14 protein-coding genes are annotated in these 16,575 nt (G+C 41.5%); 8 read left to right on the top strand and 6 right to left on the bottom strand.

The window, feature by feature from the left end; translation table 11 throughout:
- Positions 1-67: 67 nt before the first annotated feature.
- Positions 68-460 (bottom strand): hypothetical protein, encoded by a 393-nt coding sequence (locus I8U27_RS18980; protein WP_181754801.1) that lies wholly within the window; start codon positions 458-460, stop codon positions 68-70.
- Positions 461-1,227: 767 nt separating this feature from the next.
- Between I8U27_RS18980 and I8U27_RS18975 the strand changes: the two genes are divergently transcribed.
- The 4 genes from I8U27_RS18975 to I8U27_RS18960 all read left to right on the top strand — a co-directional run bounded on the left by I8U27_RS18975 (position 1,228) and on the right by I8U27_RS18960 (position 4,813).
- A complete protein-coding gene (locus I8U27_RS18975; RefSeq protein ID WP_181754799.1) occupies positions 1,228-2,163 on the top strand; it encodes a hypothetical protein in 936 nt (311 codons plus the stop codon).
- A 69-nt stretch (positions 2,164-2,232) separates the two neighbouring features.
- On the top strand, positions 2,233-3,036 hold the full coding sequence (locus I8U27_RS18970; protein WP_181754797.1) for a hypothetical protein: 804 nt from the start codon (positions 2,233-2,235) through the stop codon (positions 3,034-3,036).
- A 16-nt stretch (positions 3,037-3,052) separates the two neighbouring features.
- The gene (locus I8U27_RS18965) at positions 3,053-3,727 is read left to right on the top strand and encodes a hypothetical protein (protein WP_181754794.1); all 675 of its coding nucleotides are present in this window, start codon (positions 3,053-3,055) and stop codon (positions 3,725-3,727) included.
- Between the two features lie 357 nt (positions 3,728-4,084).
- A complete protein-coding gene (locus I8U27_RS18960) occupies positions 4,085-4,813 on the top strand; it encodes a M48 family metallopeptidase (protein ID WP_181754793.1) in 729 nt (242 codons plus the stop codon).
- Here I8U27_RS18960 and I8U27_RS18955 read toward each other — a convergent pair.
- The 4 genes from I8U27_RS18955 to I8U27_RS18940 all read right to left on the bottom strand — a co-directional run bounded on the left by I8U27_RS18955 (position 4,803) and on the right by I8U27_RS18940 (position 12,213).
- Positions 4,803-7,736 carry a type I restriction endonuclease subunit R gene (locus tag I8U27_RS18955; RefSeq protein ID WP_181754791.1) on the bottom strand — a complete coding sequence of 978 codons (2,934 nt, stop codon included), beginning with the start codon at positions 7,734-7,736 and terminating at the stop codon, positions 4,803-4,805. The two genes, I8U27_RS18960 and I8U27_RS18955, sit on opposite strands and share 11 nt — an antisense overlap.
- Complete coding sequence (locus I8U27_RS18950; protein ID WP_181754789.1) at positions 7,733-8,983, bottom strand: restriction endonuclease subunit S; 1,251 nt, start codon at positions 8,981-8,983, stop codon at positions 7,733-7,735. The genes I8U27_RS18955 and I8U27_RS18950 overlap by 4 nt, the downstream gene beginning before the upstream one ends.
- Positions 8,976-10,457, bottom strand: a complete 1,482-nt coding sequence (locus I8U27_RS18945; RefSeq protein WP_181754786.1) for a type I restriction-modification system subunit M — start codon at positions 10,455-10,457, stop codon at positions 8,976-8,978. The genes I8U27_RS18950 and I8U27_RS18945 overlap by 8 nt, the downstream gene beginning before the upstream one ends.
- Before the next feature lie 433 nt (positions 10,458-10,890).
- A complete protein-coding gene (locus I8U27_RS18940) occupies positions 10,891-12,213 on the bottom strand; it encodes a helix-turn-helix domain-containing protein (RefSeq protein ID WP_181754784.1) in 1,323 nt (440 codons plus the stop codon).
- 210 nt (positions 12,214-12,423) lie between these two features.
- On the opposite strand from I8U27_RS18940, the gene I8U27_RS18935 reads away from it, so the two are divergent.
- From I8U27_RS18935 to I8U27_RS18925, 3 genes are all read left to right on the top strand, one after another.
- Complete coding sequence (locus I8U27_RS18935) at positions 12,424-12,723, top strand: hypothetical protein (RefSeq protein ID WP_181754782.1); 300 nt, start codon at positions 12,424-12,426, stop codon at positions 12,721-12,723.
- 79 nt (positions 12,724-12,802) lie between these two features.
- Entirely contained in the window at positions 12,803-13,069 is a 267-nt protein-coding gene (locus I8U27_RS18930) for a hypothetical protein (RefSeq protein WP_198065912.1), read from the top strand.
- 107 nt (positions 13,070-13,176) lie between these two features.
- Positions 13,177-14,244: an NUDIX hydrolase gene (locus I8U27_RS18925; protein WP_181755091.1), complete on the top strand. Its 1,068-nt coding sequence runs from the start codon at positions 13,177-13,179 to the stop codon at positions 14,242-14,244.
- 141 nt (positions 14,245-14,385) lie between these two features.
- Here the strand turns inward: I8U27_RS18925 and I8U27_RS18920 are convergent, their stop codons facing one another.
- Complete coding sequence (locus tag I8U27_RS18920; protein ID WP_198065911.1) at positions 14,386-15,810, bottom strand: tetratricopeptide repeat protein; 1,425 nt, start codon at positions 15,808-15,810, stop codon at positions 14,386-14,388.
- A gap of 239 nt (positions 15,811-16,049) precedes the next feature.
- Here I8U27_RS18920 and I8U27_RS18915 point away from each other — a divergent pair, with 239 nt between their 5' ends.
- On the top strand, positions 16,050-16,349 hold the full coding sequence (locus tag I8U27_RS18915) for a hypothetical protein (protein ID WP_181755087.1): 300 nt from the start codon (positions 16,050-16,052) through the stop codon (positions 16,347-16,349).
- Positions 16,350-16,575 lie beyond the last annotated feature (226 nt).

Below are 16,575 nucleotides of genomic sequence, written 5' to 3'. Positions count from 1 at the left end.
TGGAGGGCGAATCCGCTGTGTTTATAGTTCACTTCCCCGGTCTGGCCCTTTTTGTGACTCTATATCATTACTCCCAGAAATCGGACTCGTCGGAAACAGAGTATTTGACAAACCAGTGGCTGTCCGGAGTTTCATTGACCAGGCGGAAATAATAGTTTCCGTCTTCAGGAACGGTGTATGGCGAATCGGCATGGGAGACAAAATTATAAGCATTGCCCACCCGGGTTTGAACGAGGGTTCCATCCTCCTTGTACAGCTCTATACGAGTGTAGATATACTCCCGGTCGGCCAGGTTGCGATGTTTAAAGTAGATTTCACCGGCTTCAGCATAAAAAACTTCAGTTTTGTGCTCAGATGTAACGACTGCTTTCCCTTTAACAAACGTAGCCGCGTAGGTTTGCCCGGAAGAGACGGCAAACAAGAGCAAGAAGGCAAATAAACCGGCAAGCACTTTTTTCATGAAGTCCACCACCTGAATAAATGTTTTATACCTGTTGAATCCAACACATTCTCAGAAAGTCACGTTTCCCTTATCTCACCCCTCCCCGGATTGTATCAAGTTGGATACGCCCCTTTCATGTAACACCGACAGGGATCATCCTGTCTTATGGGTATTGTAGAAACAGATTGTTTCAGAGGAATAAAGAATTGTTTCCAACTTGTAAAATCCAGTGAGTTTTTGGCGGACAATATGGGTTAACAGTCCAACAGTCATATTTAATGCGTCGGTAAACTTTTCCCAAGCGTGAAAGCGTCCATTTAACATTGATCAACTTTTGAATGAAATATAGAGATTTGATTTTTTTTGTTTATAAAAACCAGTATATAAAAAATATTAAAATATTTTTAACCAGTTCTTAAGAACAACAAAATAGAATGGAAGAGGATGGTGCAGCGATCAAGGAATACTTGAAACCAGTCTGTTTCAATGGTTATTTGCAACTAAAATATGACATTTAGATGAAAATTTTAAATATAAATATTGCGAATTAAATGTCTGTCAGATAGAATTAACAATATTGGGTAATCCCTTTACCTTCACATGGGTAAAGCTTTTGATTTTTGTTGGGCAGAAATGACCTAAAGTTGAACCTGTCCTTTTTTAGTCATTTTTCAAAAAAAGAGAGGTGAATCTGTTACGGAGGACGAATAACTTCGTGCCCGCCCACAGGTTGCGCAAGTGGCGGAACGGGACATGTTGAAAGAGGAGCGAAAGTAACGGTTAATATGAGTAAGTATGTTCAACGGCTAGCAGTTATCACTCTCTTTGTAATTGTTGGAATCAATATCTTTGGTTTCGGTGCAGTTTTTGCGAATCCTGGCGGAGGCGGTTTTGATGTGCCCGAGGTCAATGACGATTTTGACAAGCCCCAAAAAGGCCCGGCAAATCCACCACCGAATCAATCAAAAAAATCAATATCCATTGGCGGGAGTGAAAAACCACCTGAACCTTATGATGTTGGTAAATATGTACTTAAGGATATGTTAACTGAATATGGAAAACATGATGCGGCTATAAAACTGACTCAGCAAAATTTTGATCTTAGGAAAAAAGCCTTGATTCAGCAGTTTGGCAGCTGGGATAAGGTTCCACAGTACCGCAAAACAGCTTTCCAGCAGGATTTAGATTTTACAAAATGGGCTCAGAAAAAATATGATTTAAACAAGTTTCATAGAAACACTTTGGGTCTTTTTACTGCAGAAGATAGTTACTTAAAGATGGGCTTGGATTTTGCCCAAATTGGCGATAATGCCTACGAAACTTTTGGTTACTATAGAAATTGGAGAGACTTTAAAACTTCAGAGCAAACTATTCAAAAAGGAGCAAAATTTGTATCCACGGAATTTGGAAAGTGGGGACTATGGGCAAAAAAGACGGATGGAATCATTGGTACAGGAGCTGCGGCGACAAAGATTGTTTCAAAAGCAAATGTTGTCACTGGTACAATTGGAGCAGGACTATCTGCTGCTGATGCATATTATAATATTGTACATAAAAAAGACTATGCATCCGGCGTTGCAAGTGTTGGTGAAACATTACTTGGTTTAGCCCCTATAGCTACCGCAGTAGGAGGTCCGGCAGCAGGGGGGATTGTTGCCGGAGCAGGCTTGCTCTTATTTGCCGGAGGAACTATAGCAAAATGGTGGAAAAAAAGAAAATAGGGAATTTTGGACTTGGAGATTATAAATCAACCGGGCTTTCGAGTCCGGTTGAATAGGGGGGGTAAGAAAATGAGTAATAAATTATTAACTGACCATGCTTTTGAGATTGTAAATAGGTATAGTCAAGAGCTTGGCGATTATGATGTATTACCAACTAAGATTTATTATCAAGGAAAATATTTTTTTTACATACATTTTAATGATGCTGATAAGTATCTAGTAGTAGACGAAGAAGGAAATATGCCATCATTTGAATATGCAAAACCGATTATTAGAACGGCAGGCGTCTCTGTAGGGTTAAATAAGATTTTTTATACGGTTGGAACTAATTGGAAACGCACACCTACAAAGTGGATTTATAAATCAGTATTAAGACTTTTAAAATATATTGAGAGAAGCTTAGGTGAAAAGCTAGACAATAAAATGACCCATTCATTAAATGAATTTAAAAGAATGGCTGAGACCATGATTGAAAACCAAATTAAGATAAAAAATATTGTAAAAGAGGCTCATACTCTGTTTGATGATATTATCGAAAAGAAGAAGTACATGACTTATGAAGAAGGCGACCGGCTTTTGGAATTAAACAGACAGATGGTTGAATGCGGATTTACCCAGAATATGTCTCAAATTGATACGGCATCTGAAAGAAACCGGCTTCTTAATCATTTGTATAAATATATTCCCTTCTACAGACTGGATTTGTGGTTTGTTCTATTAAGATTGAAAATCCATCACGATAGGATGTTAAGTGTACTGGAGATTCCGGATGAAGAAGTTGAAAAGATTAAAAATCAAATTGCAGGACATGAAACAGAATCACACAAAAGGTTATTACAGGAAATTTACGATGATACTTTAAATCCAAGATAAGAGAAGAGGTGACAATATGAATTTTATAAAAAATTCACTCATTATATATCAAGAAAACTGGCTGAAGATTATTTTACTGGGTTTATTTATGGTCATCCCCGTACAATTGATCAACCTTTTTCTTTCAAATTACTTCCTCAATTTATTTGATATATATGGCATCCCTGTTTACGGTTTTTTCTTCATCCTATTTTTTAATGTCATCTCACTCTGTCTTGTTCAGATCCCTTTTATCTGTTTGTCATATGAAGATATAGTCAATCGCACGGTCAAACTGTCAAGGGTTATAGTCAGAACCCTGGAATACTCATTTCCAATTTATGTTTTAGCATTGATTTATGCATTGTTGGTTGTAGTCGGAAGTGCAATGCTTCTCATTCCGGGAATCCTGATATTAATCGTGCTTTTTTTGTTCCCGTATGTAGTGATTTTTAAAGAGAAATTATGGTGGAGCGGGTTTAAAGAAGCTTTTCATTTTGGGAAAAGGCACTTTCTTCGCATCTTCGCTTTTATCATGATTATTCAAGTGATAGAATTAGCGGCAGCCAGCCTGGCTTATTTTGGGACAGAGATGTTGGCTCCCTGGTTTTTAGCTCACGCTTTTGTCCAAATATTGATCAATACCCTGATTCTTCCCATTTTAGTATTTACACTTAGCAGCTATTATACCGAAAAGGCACAGGTGTGTTGATTTATTTTCCGGTTCGTTTCTTCGCAAGTGAAAGAAATATATTTTAATAGGGTTATATAAAAAACGTCAGTGGATCGGCTGGCGTTTTTTTATCATTCGAGTTTATTTTGATTTGAGTCGATTGGGAACAAGATGAAAGATGAAAATGCCTTCAACTATGCTCAACAAATCCTGAAAGTTATAGTTGGGGAATCAGGTGACATTTCTTGACCTTGAATTGTTTGCTGAAACAAAAAAGTCCGAAACCATGTACAGGGCAGCCATGAACCCGATCTATATTCCGGTTCACACCGGAAACGCCGGCTGCTAAAATGAAGAGTATAACTTTTGTCTCACTAACGAAAGGATTGTAATGACATGCCCAGGTTTCAATACGGCCATTCAACCATCGATTATTCGCTCCAATATCAACCGGATCAGAAAGACATAACTGTTGCAGTAGATTGGGCGAACGGGGTGAGTGTACGGGCTCCGGAAAATATCGATCAAGCGGTTGTGGAACGTGTATTACATAAGAAAGCGCCGTGGATTTTGCAAAAAGTGTATGAATTGAACGAGATCCAGTCCCTGAAGTCGGCCAAGGAATTTTTAAGCGGCGAAAAGTTTCCGTATCTGGGACGGCAGTACCGGCTGAAAGTGGATTCGCTGGAACAGCATGACGGTGCCTCATTGATCTTTCAAAAGGGTCGTTTTTTGGCGAAGGTGCCAAAAAGTTGGGATTTGCAACAGCGGCAGGAACATCTTAAAGCATTGTTTCGGCAGTGGTATATCACACACGGGCATGCAAAAGCGGAAGAGCGTTTGCGGATCTTCTGTCCCAAGATGGAGTGTTATCCGTCTAAGCTGGTGGTAAAGGATCAACAGGCACGCTGGGGCAGTTGCACAAAAAAAGGAACCATCCATATCAATTGGAAGATATTTATGGCTCCGATGCGGATTGTTGATTATGTTGTTGTTCATGAGTTGGCCCACTTGAAACATCCGGACCATTCAACCGCTTTTTGGTCGATGGTGCAATCCATCCTGCCCGACTATGGAGAGCGTAAAGAATGGCTCAGGATTCACGGTCCGACTCTTACTTTTTAAAATGCACCCGGGCTAAATCCAACACCTTTTGCGGAAGGGATTCCAGTTTATCGGTGGGGCATTTGCTTGCCCGCAGCTGGCGCTTGATTCTCTTTCTCATTTCTCTCTGGACATCTGCTTTCTCCGTCCATTCAACGACCTGGGCCAGAGTGGAAACGTCTTCCACAATGATTTGAGTTAAATCTTTCATGGCTTCATGGTCGTCGTCGTTCTGGGCCAGTTCCTGTTGCAACAACAGATAAAAAGGATATTCCTCTCTGGTTAACCCTGCTTTTTCCGCCTCACTCGTATAACCTCTCATCTGGTTGATCAGCTCTTTGAGTTCCAAAACCAATTGAACCGATTCGATCCGTTCTTCTTTTCTGCCTTGAATCAGCTGTTCCAGCTTTTCACGCAATGAAGTGTAGAAGACGGGGTTTTCATCCAGCTTCACCCGGATCTCATGGCGGATCGCATGTTCCATCTCCGATGCCTTTGCTTCATCGGAGGCCATCTGATCTATTTTTTTCATGTACCAGCTGGACAGAATGTCGACCGGTTCATGCAATACGGAAACATGGCTGGTCTGAATGTACTCCTCAATCAGCTGTTTCACTTTTTCGCCGCAATCGGAAATGTCCATCTCTTCATCCCTGAACCGCTGTTTGGCAGCCAGCCGAACCTTTCCGAGAAACTTTAAATCCTCCCGATAGGGATTAGCGGCAGGGTTTGGCATGATCATGTCCATACTGGAGCTGAACTTCTTAAAGGCAATATCAAATTGGGTGCGGACATCTTCCGGTTCCAGCACTTTCAGACAGGCTTCCAGGTCAGATTTCCGGGTGTAATCAAAAAAGCGCATCGCCGCCCGGTGACGTGTTTGCAATCGCGGCAGCTCGCTCTCAATCGGCAGCATGGCCCCGCGGACATCCTGTTCCTTGAACACGCCCAGCGCCTGTTTGAGGAATCCCGACACGCCATAATAATCAACAATCAGTCCGTAATCCTTTTGGTCACAGGTCCGGTTTACACGGGCAATCGCCTGCAACAGGTTGTGCTCTTTTAACGGCTTATCCAGATACATCACCTGTTCAACCGGTGCGTCAAATCCGGTGAGCAGCATATCACATACGATGATAAACGCTAATGCATCTTCCGACAGCGGTTTTTTGAACCGTTCAATGTAGTGTTTTTGCTGCTCCTTGGACAAATGAAACTTTTTCAATTCTTCAGTGTCCGAATTTCTGCCCGAAATAATGACCACAGACTCGGGGCCGTTCAGCTTATCCAGCATCTTTTTGTAAAGAACCGCCGTTTCCCGGTTGACTGCGACAATCTGGGCTTTAAACCCATTGGGCGCAATATGGGTTTCATAATGTTCCAATATGTCAAGGCATATCGCTTCAATCCGTTTGGGGGCGCCTGTAATCGCTTCCTCATTGGCGTATTTCTTTTTGATCCGTTCACGGTCTTCCTCTGAATACAACTGAAACATACGGTCAAACAGGGCGTCCAGTGTTTTTCCCTCAATGCTTAATTCGGGCAGTCTGCCTTCATACAGAATCGGAACGGTCGCTCCGTCATCAACCGCTTGCTGGATGGTGTACGTGTCAATGTAGGAACCAAACGTCCGAGTTGTGCTTTTATCCTTTTTGTCAATTGGTGTTCCCGTAAAGCCCAGATAGCAGGCATTCGGCAGCGCCGTTCTCATATTGGTGGCCAGTCCTTTGTACTGGGTGCGATGGCTTTCGTCCACCAGGACAAAGATATTGCTGGCCGTACTTAACGCGGTTTTCTGCGGGGCGTCCTGAAACTTTTGCACTGTCGTCATCAAGGTTGCCCCCGAACCCCGTTTCAGCCGCTCACGAAGTTCTGCCACGCTGCCGGCCTGCTGTGGATTGGGAAAGCCGCAACGCCGGAATGTATTGGTAATTTGTGTATCCAAGTCTTTGCGGTCTGTCACAATCACAATCGTTGGATTCTCAAGTTCTTTCACCCGCCGCAGCTTTACTGACAGATATAACATGGTCAGCGACTTGCCGGACCCCTGTGTGTGCCAGACCACGCCGCCGCGGTCAGCCGGGGTTGCCGCGTTTCGAATTCGTTCAATCGCTTTGTTGACCGCCCGGAACTGCTGGTAACGGGCCAGTTTCTTAATGGTTTTGCCGCCCTCCGGTTCATACACGATAAAATTTTGCACCAGGTCCAACAAATGTTTTTTGGTCAACATCCCGGCAACCAGGATGTCCTGCGGATTGGGGCGGTCCCCAACCTCTGTGGTACGCAGGGGATAGGGGTCTTTCCATTCGCGGTAATGCCTCAGCTTTGCCCCGACCGCCGCATATTTCGCCTGCTGGCCGCAGGTAGCAATCAAGATCTGGTTATAGTAAAACAGACGCTCAGAATCCCGCTGGTAGCGCTGCAACTGCTTCACCGCCTGGGCAATCGGGCTGGTGATAAACGCACTTTTGCACTCCATGACCACTAGCGGAATCCCGTTTACGAACAAAATCACATCCGGGATAATGTTGTCTGTGACTCCGCTGACTTTAAACTGATTGACCACCAGAAATTCGTTGTTGTCAATATTGTCAAAGTCGATCAGCTTTACGGTTTGATTCTTTTTGCCCCTGCCAATGTCTTGTTCGATGGAAATATAATGGACCATGTCCTCATGCAGACGTTCATTGGCTTCCATCAGGCTGGATGCTTCAATATGGGTTACATAACGGATCACTTTGCGAAGGTTGTTGTCGCTGATCCAAGGGTTGATTCGTTTGATGGCCTTTGCGAGCCGGTTTTCAAGGACCACCTCACGGATGGTCTCCCGTTCCGCATCCAACGCCTTGCCGTGAATATATTGATAGCCCAGATGTTTCAGTTGGTCGATCAGGCGGTTTTCAACCAGTTGTTTTTCGTTCCAGTTCTGGGTGGCTGAAGTCATGCTGTCACCTCGGCGTTTTCATCGACTTTGACACGGACTTTGCCGGTGAGGAGGGATTGCATGAGGGCTTTTTTGAGAACACCAAGCTGTTCCAAATATTTCTTTTCATATTCTATTCTATCATCAACAGCCCATAGAATTTTGGAAATTTGTCTTTGTTCGTTAATTGGCGGCAGAGCAATTTTAAATTCCTTAAAGAAAGGAAGACCAATTGTCTTGATGGTGTTGCCTGCTGCAATTCTTTTAAATATCGAACGACAACTAAGCAAGTAGTAATATAAGAATCGACTATCAATTGTTTGCCCGCAAATATAGTTAATGAAATGCTGACTTGTTGCCATTTTAACACCCATTATCCCAACTTTTCCGACTGTGGCATCCCGGGAGATAACAACTGTACCCGCTGGAAGTAACACAGCTGATGAATTTTTTATACCCGCATTAGTTGTATAGTCGGTTGTCTCGCGGATATATCGGTTATCTAGTTTTTGAGTATCTTTAAGAGAAATCCACGGAATACTACCATTCCAGTAATTGTTAATCTTTTTGTTCGGTGTATGACCAGACTTTCTAGTTGCTACATTATCTAGTAATTCAACTCCCCATGCCTCAGGAATCTCACCAATCTCCGTTTGCTTAAACTCCGTATGCCCAATCCCTTTCGTCAACAACTGTTGCATCAAGCCTTTTTTGGCCTTTTCCGTCTGCTTGATGATGGCTTCCGTTTTTTCGATGGCGTCATCAACGGACGTTAGAATGGCAGCGATTTTGCGTTGTTCTGGGAGAGATGGAACATTAATTCTTATTTTTTTTAGTTGTTCTAGTCTAATACCTTTAACGGTAGTACCAGTACCCATCTTCTCAATTTCTTCCGATTTATTCATTAAAAAATACAAAAGAAATTTAGTCTCTATGATATTTTTATTTGGTATTAAAGCTTTTAAATCTTGGTTGATAGCAACATCTACTTCATTAATAAAAGCCTTACCTACAGCCATTCGGGTAGCAATGATCACGTTTCCCTTTGGAATTAAATTTGTAGCACTATTCTGTATCGCTTTTTCAGTAATATATTCTTGGGAAGACGAGATTTTATGATGCACTAAATCCTTCACAGTGACCCAAGAGATATTTCCTGTATAATACTCTTCAACTTTACGTGAAGGTGTACCTCCACCAATTATTTTCTCAAGTACATCTTCGAGAAAAGAAAGTCTCCACTTTAGAGGACCAACTATCTCACTCACCAAATCCCAACTCCTTTAAATAACCGTTCATCACCAACTCAATTTCTCGTCTCTCTTTTTCCAGTTTACGAAGTTCCGCAACTGCTTCCTTAACGTCAATTTGCTCTTCTTCATCCGTTGATTCAACATAACGAGCAATGTTAAGGTTATATTCGTTATTACGAATTTCTTCTAAATCAACAACTCTACAATACTTTTCAACGTCTTCCCACTTGTCATAGGCAGCAACGATTTTCTCAATATCTTCATCACGCAAGAAGTTCTGATTTTTACCCTCTTGATAATCATTCGCCCCGTTCAAGAAGAAGACCTTGCCCTGTTTATGTGCCTCTTTTTGACGACTAAAAATAAGAATACATGCCGGAATACCAGTCCCATAGAACAAATTGGGCGGCAGGCCAATAACAGCTTCCAGTAAATCCTCCTCCAAAATTCCCTTCCGAATCTTTCCTTCTGCTCCGCCACGGAACAGAACGCCATGTGGCATCACGACACCAGCTTTGCCTTCATGATTCAATGACGCAATCATATGCTGGACAAATGCCAGGTCTCCTTTATCCTTTGGAGGCAATCCAAAACGGAAACGTCCGTAGCCATCATTTTCTGCATCCTCACGTCCCCAATTTTTTAAGCTGAACGGAGGATTTGCAATGACACGGTCATACTGCATCAGTTCGCCATCTTCAATTAGCTTTGGATCACGAATCGTATCGCCTTTCTCGATCCGGTGATCTTTAAGACCATGCAGCAGCAGATTCATTTTGCATATCGCCCAGGTATTCAGGTTCTTCTCTTGACCATGAAGCGTTAAATTGATAGGATTTCCATTCTTGCTTTTTATGTAATCAACCGATTGAATCAGCATACCACCCGAACCCACGGTGGGATCACAGACTCTCATACCTTCTTCAGGCTTAATCAACTTTACAATCAATTCAACCACTTTGCTTGGAGTATAGAACTCGCCGCCCTTTTTGCCAGCATCGTCGGCAAATTGTTTGATTAAATACTCGTAGGCACGCCCTAGCATGTCCGGCTCGGATAAGTTTTTATTTGATAAGTCAATTGCGCTAAAGTGCTGGATTAACTGTAAAATTACCTTGTCCGGCAGTTTTTCCTTGTCGTTAAAGTCAATGCTGGCCAGTACACCCTGCAACGTTTGATTCTCTTCCTCCAACAGTTCAAACGCCACATTGATCGCCGACCCAACATCATGTGTAATGGTGCTCAGGTAAGACCATCTGGCACGTTCCGGCACAAAGAACTGATGCTCATCCCGGTCATACCAGCCATAATTTTCTCCTTCTTCGCGCTCAATTTGTTCCGCCACTTCGACAAATACATCATTCAACCGCTTCAGGAAAAGCATCCCGAAGATATAGTTCTTATAATCAGAGGAATCAATACTTCCCCGCAAAATATTTGCTGATTCCCACAAATGAGATTCCAATTGTTGTTGTGTTAATTTCGGCATTGTCTTTCCTCCGCAAAAATAGTATCTACTGCAAAATCCTGCTTAATTGCTTCATAGTATTCACTTAAAAAATATCACAGGCAATGGTTTCACATGTATTTATTATACTAACATCATTTTTGATGGAATAGCGCTTTTTGCCTTGACAAAGCGCCGAATTGCTAATAGAAATATGAAGTGACCATTTTTGGCTATAAAAAATCCCCTAAGTTGTCTGTGTGAGTCCATCTTACCAGACAGGATTCACAACAGATCTTAAGGGAAAAATACCAATGTTACTTGAAATACATTGAATGGTTCATAAATCTGCGAAAGATTCCAGATTCAAATACTATTGAAATTAATATTTAAACCAACTTACGGATATTTTAGCTGTCCGGTGGTTCATTAACATGATGTTTGATCATGACTTCTCCCTCCATAGATTTCAGATTTATAAAAATGATCTCTCTTGATGCAATTTTACTTCAATCTCGAACAAATTTTCAAGTGACTTGGTGAATTCACTATTATCAACGTATTTCCAGCACTTACTCAATTCGAGCAGAGAAATATGTTGCAGAGTTTTAAAGCCGTGAAGCTTTGCAATCTCCGCCGCTTTTTGGTAATTCTCAACTCCCTTTGAATATTTCTCATTAGCTTGATACAAGTCTCCTAGAGTGATGAGCGCCCAACCAAATCTTTTTGCATTATTTGTTTTTGCTCCGATTCGTACCGCCTCAAGAAGGTCTTTTTCTGATTCGTCCCATCTTCCTTGCATCATGTGAATTCTTCCTAACAAGGTATAAGCTCCAATGATTAAATGTTCTTTTTCAATTTTTTTCTTAAAGTCCAAGGCAGTGAGAATGCACTCTTCTGCCTCATCTAGTTCCTGAAGTTCAAGGTAAATGCTGCCTAAAGTATTCCAGAGCTCAAACGAACGTTCGGTCATCTTGTTAACCCGCGCAATCTCAATCCCCCCATATACCAATTCAATTGCTTCATGATACATTTTTTGTTTTTTAAGGATTAATGCCTTTGTTTCGTACATATTGAGAAGCACAAAAATATTTTTGATTGAGTTAATATCCTTCCATAGTTCATCAATGGTTCTTCGGGCTTCTTCATACCGGTCCAACTTTTCAAGATAAATGGCTTTGCTGACCATCAATGAATGAATGAGTCTTTCTCCCTCCTGGTCAGGATCATATGATTTGATCCCCCGCAGTGTATGAGCCAAAGCGATTTCCAAATCGTTTTTGTAATAAAAAAGCCGTCCCAGATCGTAGTAACAAAATGCCTTCACATTATTTTTGGAAAAGAAATCATCCTTTTCAAGCAGTCGGAGAACATCTGAAAATAATCCTTCTGCTCTGCTGAGATTTCTTTTCTGCAAATGGCATCTGCCTTTCAGGTAAAGAAAAAGGGCATAGTAAGGTGAAAACTCATCTACTTTTAATTCCTTAATGCGTTTTAACGCTTCATCAGGGGCGGCGAGATCTGCTGTCGTCATCAGTTTTTTGAGCTTGGAGATCGTTCTTTCTTCCCTTCTGTCAATCTTCTTTAATACGCTTGGCAAATCTGTTAATTCTAGGTCTAGCTTTTTGGCAACATACGCGATCTTTTCGAGTGCCACGTTGGGGATGCCGCGTTCAAGATTACTGACTGTGGAAGCTGAAACATATTCGTCTGCGATATCATCCAGGGTCAAGCGGAGTTCCTTTCTCTTTTTTCTGATCATGTGGCCGATTGTGATACGGTCAATTGGTTTATCCATCGAATTCACCTCAAATTTTTTATAGATCTGTTAATGAATTGGGTTAAAGGATGTGTTGATTGAGAAAAATATGATTTTTTATTATGTAACTTGCCTGAAAAATAAAAATTTGAATTTGTAGAAAAATTTATAAATCAATATTACAATATAATCATTGGATGGTAAAGAGTGGAGAAAAAACCAATGCATTCTTTTTAAGGAGGTTAAAACATGTTAAAGGTGTCTGTCAAAGGCGACCCCCATGAGATCTACCACTTTATGAACGATCTTCAATCCCAGCCCCAGTACGGGGTTCAATTGGAAGCAAAAAGGTATCTGCTTCCCGGTTTTAACGAAAAAGAGATCACAGCCTATGTCAACTATGTCCCGAAAGAACGAAAACCTATGACGGTCACCCTGAAGACGCTGGAGGGGAAAGAGGTACAGATTAATCTGCTGGATGGTGTCGCCGTGGAGCTGGATCAGGGGATTACCTATATCAGCGGCAAAGTTTTCGATATTTTTGGCTGAGTTTATGCTGTTGTTTGGATGTATGGATGTTATCGAATACAGCCCGCTGATCACCAGCGGGCGGGAGGAGGAAAAGAGGATGGCGAAAAATGAAACACAACATTACATAAAGAAAAGTGAAGCAGTCAGCCGCATCATTTATGTACTGGCCAAGCTCGGATATCCGCGGCACAAAATCGAGGAAGTCACCCGCGAGCTCAGGAACACATTTAAACTTAAATGCAACAGTTACACCTTTGAAACAAGCCTGGTCACCGGAAGAACCGACCGCAACCATCTGCTGCCAACCATCTACAACCCGCAAGCACCGGGAACTTCAGACAAAAAAGATGATGAGACCAGTTGAAATGAATAAAGGGTAAAGACCATGATCAAGGCAAATAAAAGGCTGCCTCTTATTTACCTTGATCATTCTTTTTATGTCGGGCATATGGTATGGAGACTTTGACGAATATGTTTAAATATGTTGTTGCCAATCTTATTACCTTTATTATGATTGGATTCTCTGCGTATTTCGTGCTTTATTATCGCATGTCGGGAATTAATCAAAACCTTCGCAGGCTGATTCACCCAAAAAGACGTGTGTTTGCCTTACATAACTTGCAAATCACCAGCATTAACAGGCTTGAAACCTCAAATTTTCTTTCACCGATTTCGGAATATGAGAGAGAAATCCTTGTCAAACTACACGCTGCCCGTAATGGTTCCAACCCCCATAATGGAACTAGCATCCGCTTGGATGGCTTGACTTCCGTGTCAAATGATAAACAGCAAGTAACCGCTCATATTTCAAAGGTAGGATTTTTTGACTTTATCGCTACCAATCTTACTGCTTATCCTGCTAATGCGCCCATCCTTTCCTTTCGCAGTCAGGTTGCTGCGGCTGTCAGGTCATTTCGCAGCTTTGGCATCATTCAACAAGTCGTAAACGAAACCCAAAAGTATGGTCAGCCGACGAAAGTGGAAGACGTATTGGAGAACCGTTCGCTGGCGAATATCATTGCCGTTAGTATACTGATTATTGATTCTACAGGCAGGATCGGAATCGTTGAGAGAACGACCCGTGTGGCAGTGTCTTCCGGCAATTATGGGGCAACTTGTGCGGGAACAGTTAGCAATGTGGACTTCGATTGTGAAAACCCGTTTCTCTCATGTTCCCTGCGGGAAATCAAAGAAGAATTAAACCTTGATCTAGAGAGTTTAAATTTCGATGGCATCGTCGTTCCGAAACAGAAAATGCAGCCGATCTTCTTGTACCATGCCTCCATTGATCAAACATGGGAAGAACTTCTGCCTGTTATTCAAGAGGCGAGAGATATCTCTTTTGAAACACAGGCGTTCTATGCGGTCCCCGTAGATCAGGCTATTACATTTGCTTCCCATTCCCGCATGACCGATACTGCTGCTTATCAAATATGGCGCTATGCGGTACAAAATAGCCATAGTCACAGATGGTACACCACATTGTTATTTCCTTTTGATTTAAGTCGTTACCTGGTTCCGTGGAAGTTAGAAAAATAGTCGGCATTTGTTTTGACTCGGCAATTATCGAAAACTATGACAATCCAACCATAGGGAAAAAGACTAAAGCTCAGTTGATGATCTACAACAACTGAGCTTTTATTCATATCAAGGTAGTTCATTATTGCTGCTTTAAAATTCTTAGCCGTTTGGCGGATCAGCTACTTGGCGTTTTGTTGGGCTGTATAGCATAGGCTGCTCACCTCCTCCAAATAGCGGATCGGCATTGGAAAAGAAAAAGTCTAATGCATATTGCTGATAATGGGGATTTCCAATATTCTTCAGATAATGCCCCAACATGAGAAGTAATTGATTTTTTTGCTTCATAAAAGAGTGTTGTTTGGCTAGATCCAATGCCTCGTGAAGGCACTTCGTTGCTTTTTCGTGCATCTTCTGTTTAACATAGCAGCTTCCCAATCCCATTAATGCTTCCGTTTCTTGATAAGCATCGTTAATTTTTCTGCTGATTTTTACAGCTTTAAGGAAATGGTCTTCTGCGTGTGAAAATTCTTCCCGTTTTGAGTATAAAGTTCCCAATTGTGTGAATGCATAAGCGAGAAGATACTCCGTTTGAATTTTGTCTTTGAGTTTCAATGCAGTTAAGAAACAGATTTCTGCCAGATTAAATTTGTCTTTTTCGCTATATATACTGCCCAGAGTTATCCACAATTCGCAAGATCTATTAAAGGCTTGGTCTATGCGGGCTAGTTCAATCCCCTGACGGGCAAGTTTGATTGCCTGTGTGTACATGCTTCCCTTTGCCCAGATCGTTGCTTGAAGTTCAATCAAATTAAGGGCGATTTCTTTACTGTCAATCGTAGAAGGAGTAACTTCTGTTTGCTCATTTGTATGTGCACTGGTTGTTATCTGATCCATTACCGTTTGAGCATCTTCAAGACGGTTGAGCTTTTGCAAATAAATGGCTTTGCTTAACAATAATAAGTGTTTGGTATACTTCCTTTTTCCATCTATTATAAATGAGCTAATTCCTTTTTTGCAATATTCCAATGCTTCGTGTAAATCGTTCTGGAGATACTCAATACGGCTTAGCTGATAGTAGCACAAAGACTTTAAATTTGTAGACAATATCTTAGCGTGTTTATCATTCAGATAGCGAATAGCCTCAAAAAAGTGTTTTCTCGACTTTTTCAGATTTCCTTTAAAAAGATAGCCTTTCCCCTTTAAAAAGTGAACAACGACTATGAAAGGATCGCCAGGAGGAAGGGGAAGACACCTTAACTCAGCCAAACCCTGATCGGCATCTACTAAATCGACAATCGTTTCAATCGATTCCAACCTTAACTCCAACTCTTCGGCAACCTCTTCCTGATTGATTTTCTCTTCATCAATATAAAACTTGTTCATATCCTCTTCTTTCAACCCGAGTTTGTTAAACAGATAAATAATTTTCTTTTCACTTACATCAGTTTTTCCAGTCTCGATATTGCTCACCACTACTTGGGAAATAATATTGTCTGCCAGATCTTCCTGGCGCAGTTTTTTCGCTTTCCTCGTTGCCCGAATCAATTTCCCCAATTCGATCCGGTCCAAGCGTTGTTTTTTCATTCTGACCACCTGCCTAAAAAAAATTTTTTCCAAATCGTATGTTCTTTGACAGTATCATTTCTTCCATTTTCGGGTTATTCCTGCAAATATTTTGAAAATGGATTTTGATAATTTTGGTGGTCTGTATGTTATTCCTTTTATGTTGTCGGACAGCCTTCCGGATAACAGTTATTTGAAAAATTATTAAAAAAACTATAAATTATCAATAAATAATCAATCAGTTTATGAGGAGGAACGATATGCTGAGACTGCAAGTATCCGGCGACCCCCATGAGATCTACCACTTTAGGAATGATCTTCAGTCCCAGCCCCAGTACGGGGTCCAACTGGAAGCAAGAAGGTATCTTCTTCCCGGTTTTAACGAAAAAGAGATCACAGCCTATGTCAACTATGTCCCGAAAGAACGAAAACCTATGACGGTCACTCTGAAGACGCTGGAGGGGAAAGAGGTACAGATTAATCTGCTGGATGGTGTCGCCGTGGAGATGGATCAGGGGATTACTTATATCAGCGGCAAAGTTTTCGATATTTTTGGCTGAGTTTATGCTGTTGTTTGGATGTATGGATGTAGGGAGGAGGAAAAAGAGGATGGCGAAAAATGAAACACAACATTACATAAAGAAAAGTGAAGCAGTCAGCAGCATCATTTATGTACTGGCAAAACTGGGATATCCGCGGCACAAAATCGAGGAAGTCACCCGCGAGCTCAGGAACACATTTAAACTTAAATGCAACAGTTACACCTTTGAAACAAGCCTGGTCACC

The organism is Paenactinomyces guangxiensis (assembly GCF_016055185.1).
GTDB classification, from domain to species: Bacteria; Bacillota; Bacilli; order Thermoactinomycetales; family Thermoactinomycetaceae; genus Paenactinomyces; species Paenactinomyces guangxiensis.
Note: the sequence above shows the minus strand (reverse complement) of the source record. Positions and strands in the feature narration are given on the sequence as shown.

Coding starts and splice junctions, on each gene's coding strand:
- I8U27_RS18915 (WP_181755087.1), top strand. CDS start 16,050: ATGCTGAGACTGCAAGTATCCGGCGACCCCCATGAGATCTACCACTTT.
- I8U27_RS18945 (WP_181754786.1), bottom strand. CDS start 10,457: ATGCCGAAATTAACACAACAACAATTGGAATCTCATTTGTGGGAATCA.
- I8U27_RS18960 (WP_181754793.1), top strand. CDS start 4,085: ATGCCCAGGTTTCAATACGGCCATTCAACCATCGATTATTCGCTCCAA.
- I8U27_RS18930 (WP_198065912.1), top strand. CDS start 12,803: ATGGCGAAAAATGAAACACAACATTACATAAAGAAAAGTGAAGCAGTC.
- I8U27_RS18935 (WP_181754782.1), top strand. CDS start 12,424: ATGTTAAAGGTGTCTGTCAAAGGCGACCCCCATGAGATCTACCACTTT.
- I8U27_RS18980 (WP_181754801.1), bottom strand. CDS start 460: ATGAAAAAAGTGCTTGCCGGTTTATTTGCCTTCTTGCTCTTGTTTGCC.
- I8U27_RS18955 (WP_181754791.1), bottom strand. CDS start 7,736: ATGACTTCAGCCACCCAGAACTGGAACGAAAAACAACTGGTTGAAAAC.
- I8U27_RS18970 (WP_181754797.1), top strand. CDS start 2,233: ATGAGTAATAAATTATTAACTGACCATGCTTTTGAGATTGTAAATAGG.
- I8U27_RS18965 (WP_181754794.1), top strand. CDS start 3,053: ATGAATTTTATAAAAAATTCACTCATTATATATCAAGAAAACTGGCTG.
- I8U27_RS18920 (WP_198065911.1), bottom strand. CDS start 15,810: ATGAAAAAACAACGCTTGGACCGGATCGAATTGGGGAAATTGATTCGG.
- I8U27_RS18925 (WP_181755091.1), top strand. CDS start 13,177: ATGTTTAAATATGTTGTTGCCAATCTTATTACCTTTATTATGATTGGA.
- I8U27_RS18975 (WP_181754799.1), top strand. CDS start 1,228: ATGAGTAAGTATGTTCAACGGCTAGCAGTTATCACTCTCTTTGTAATT.
- I8U27_RS18940 (WP_181754784.1), bottom strand. CDS start 12,213: ATGGATAAACCAATTGACCGTATCACAATCGGCCACATGATCAGAAAA.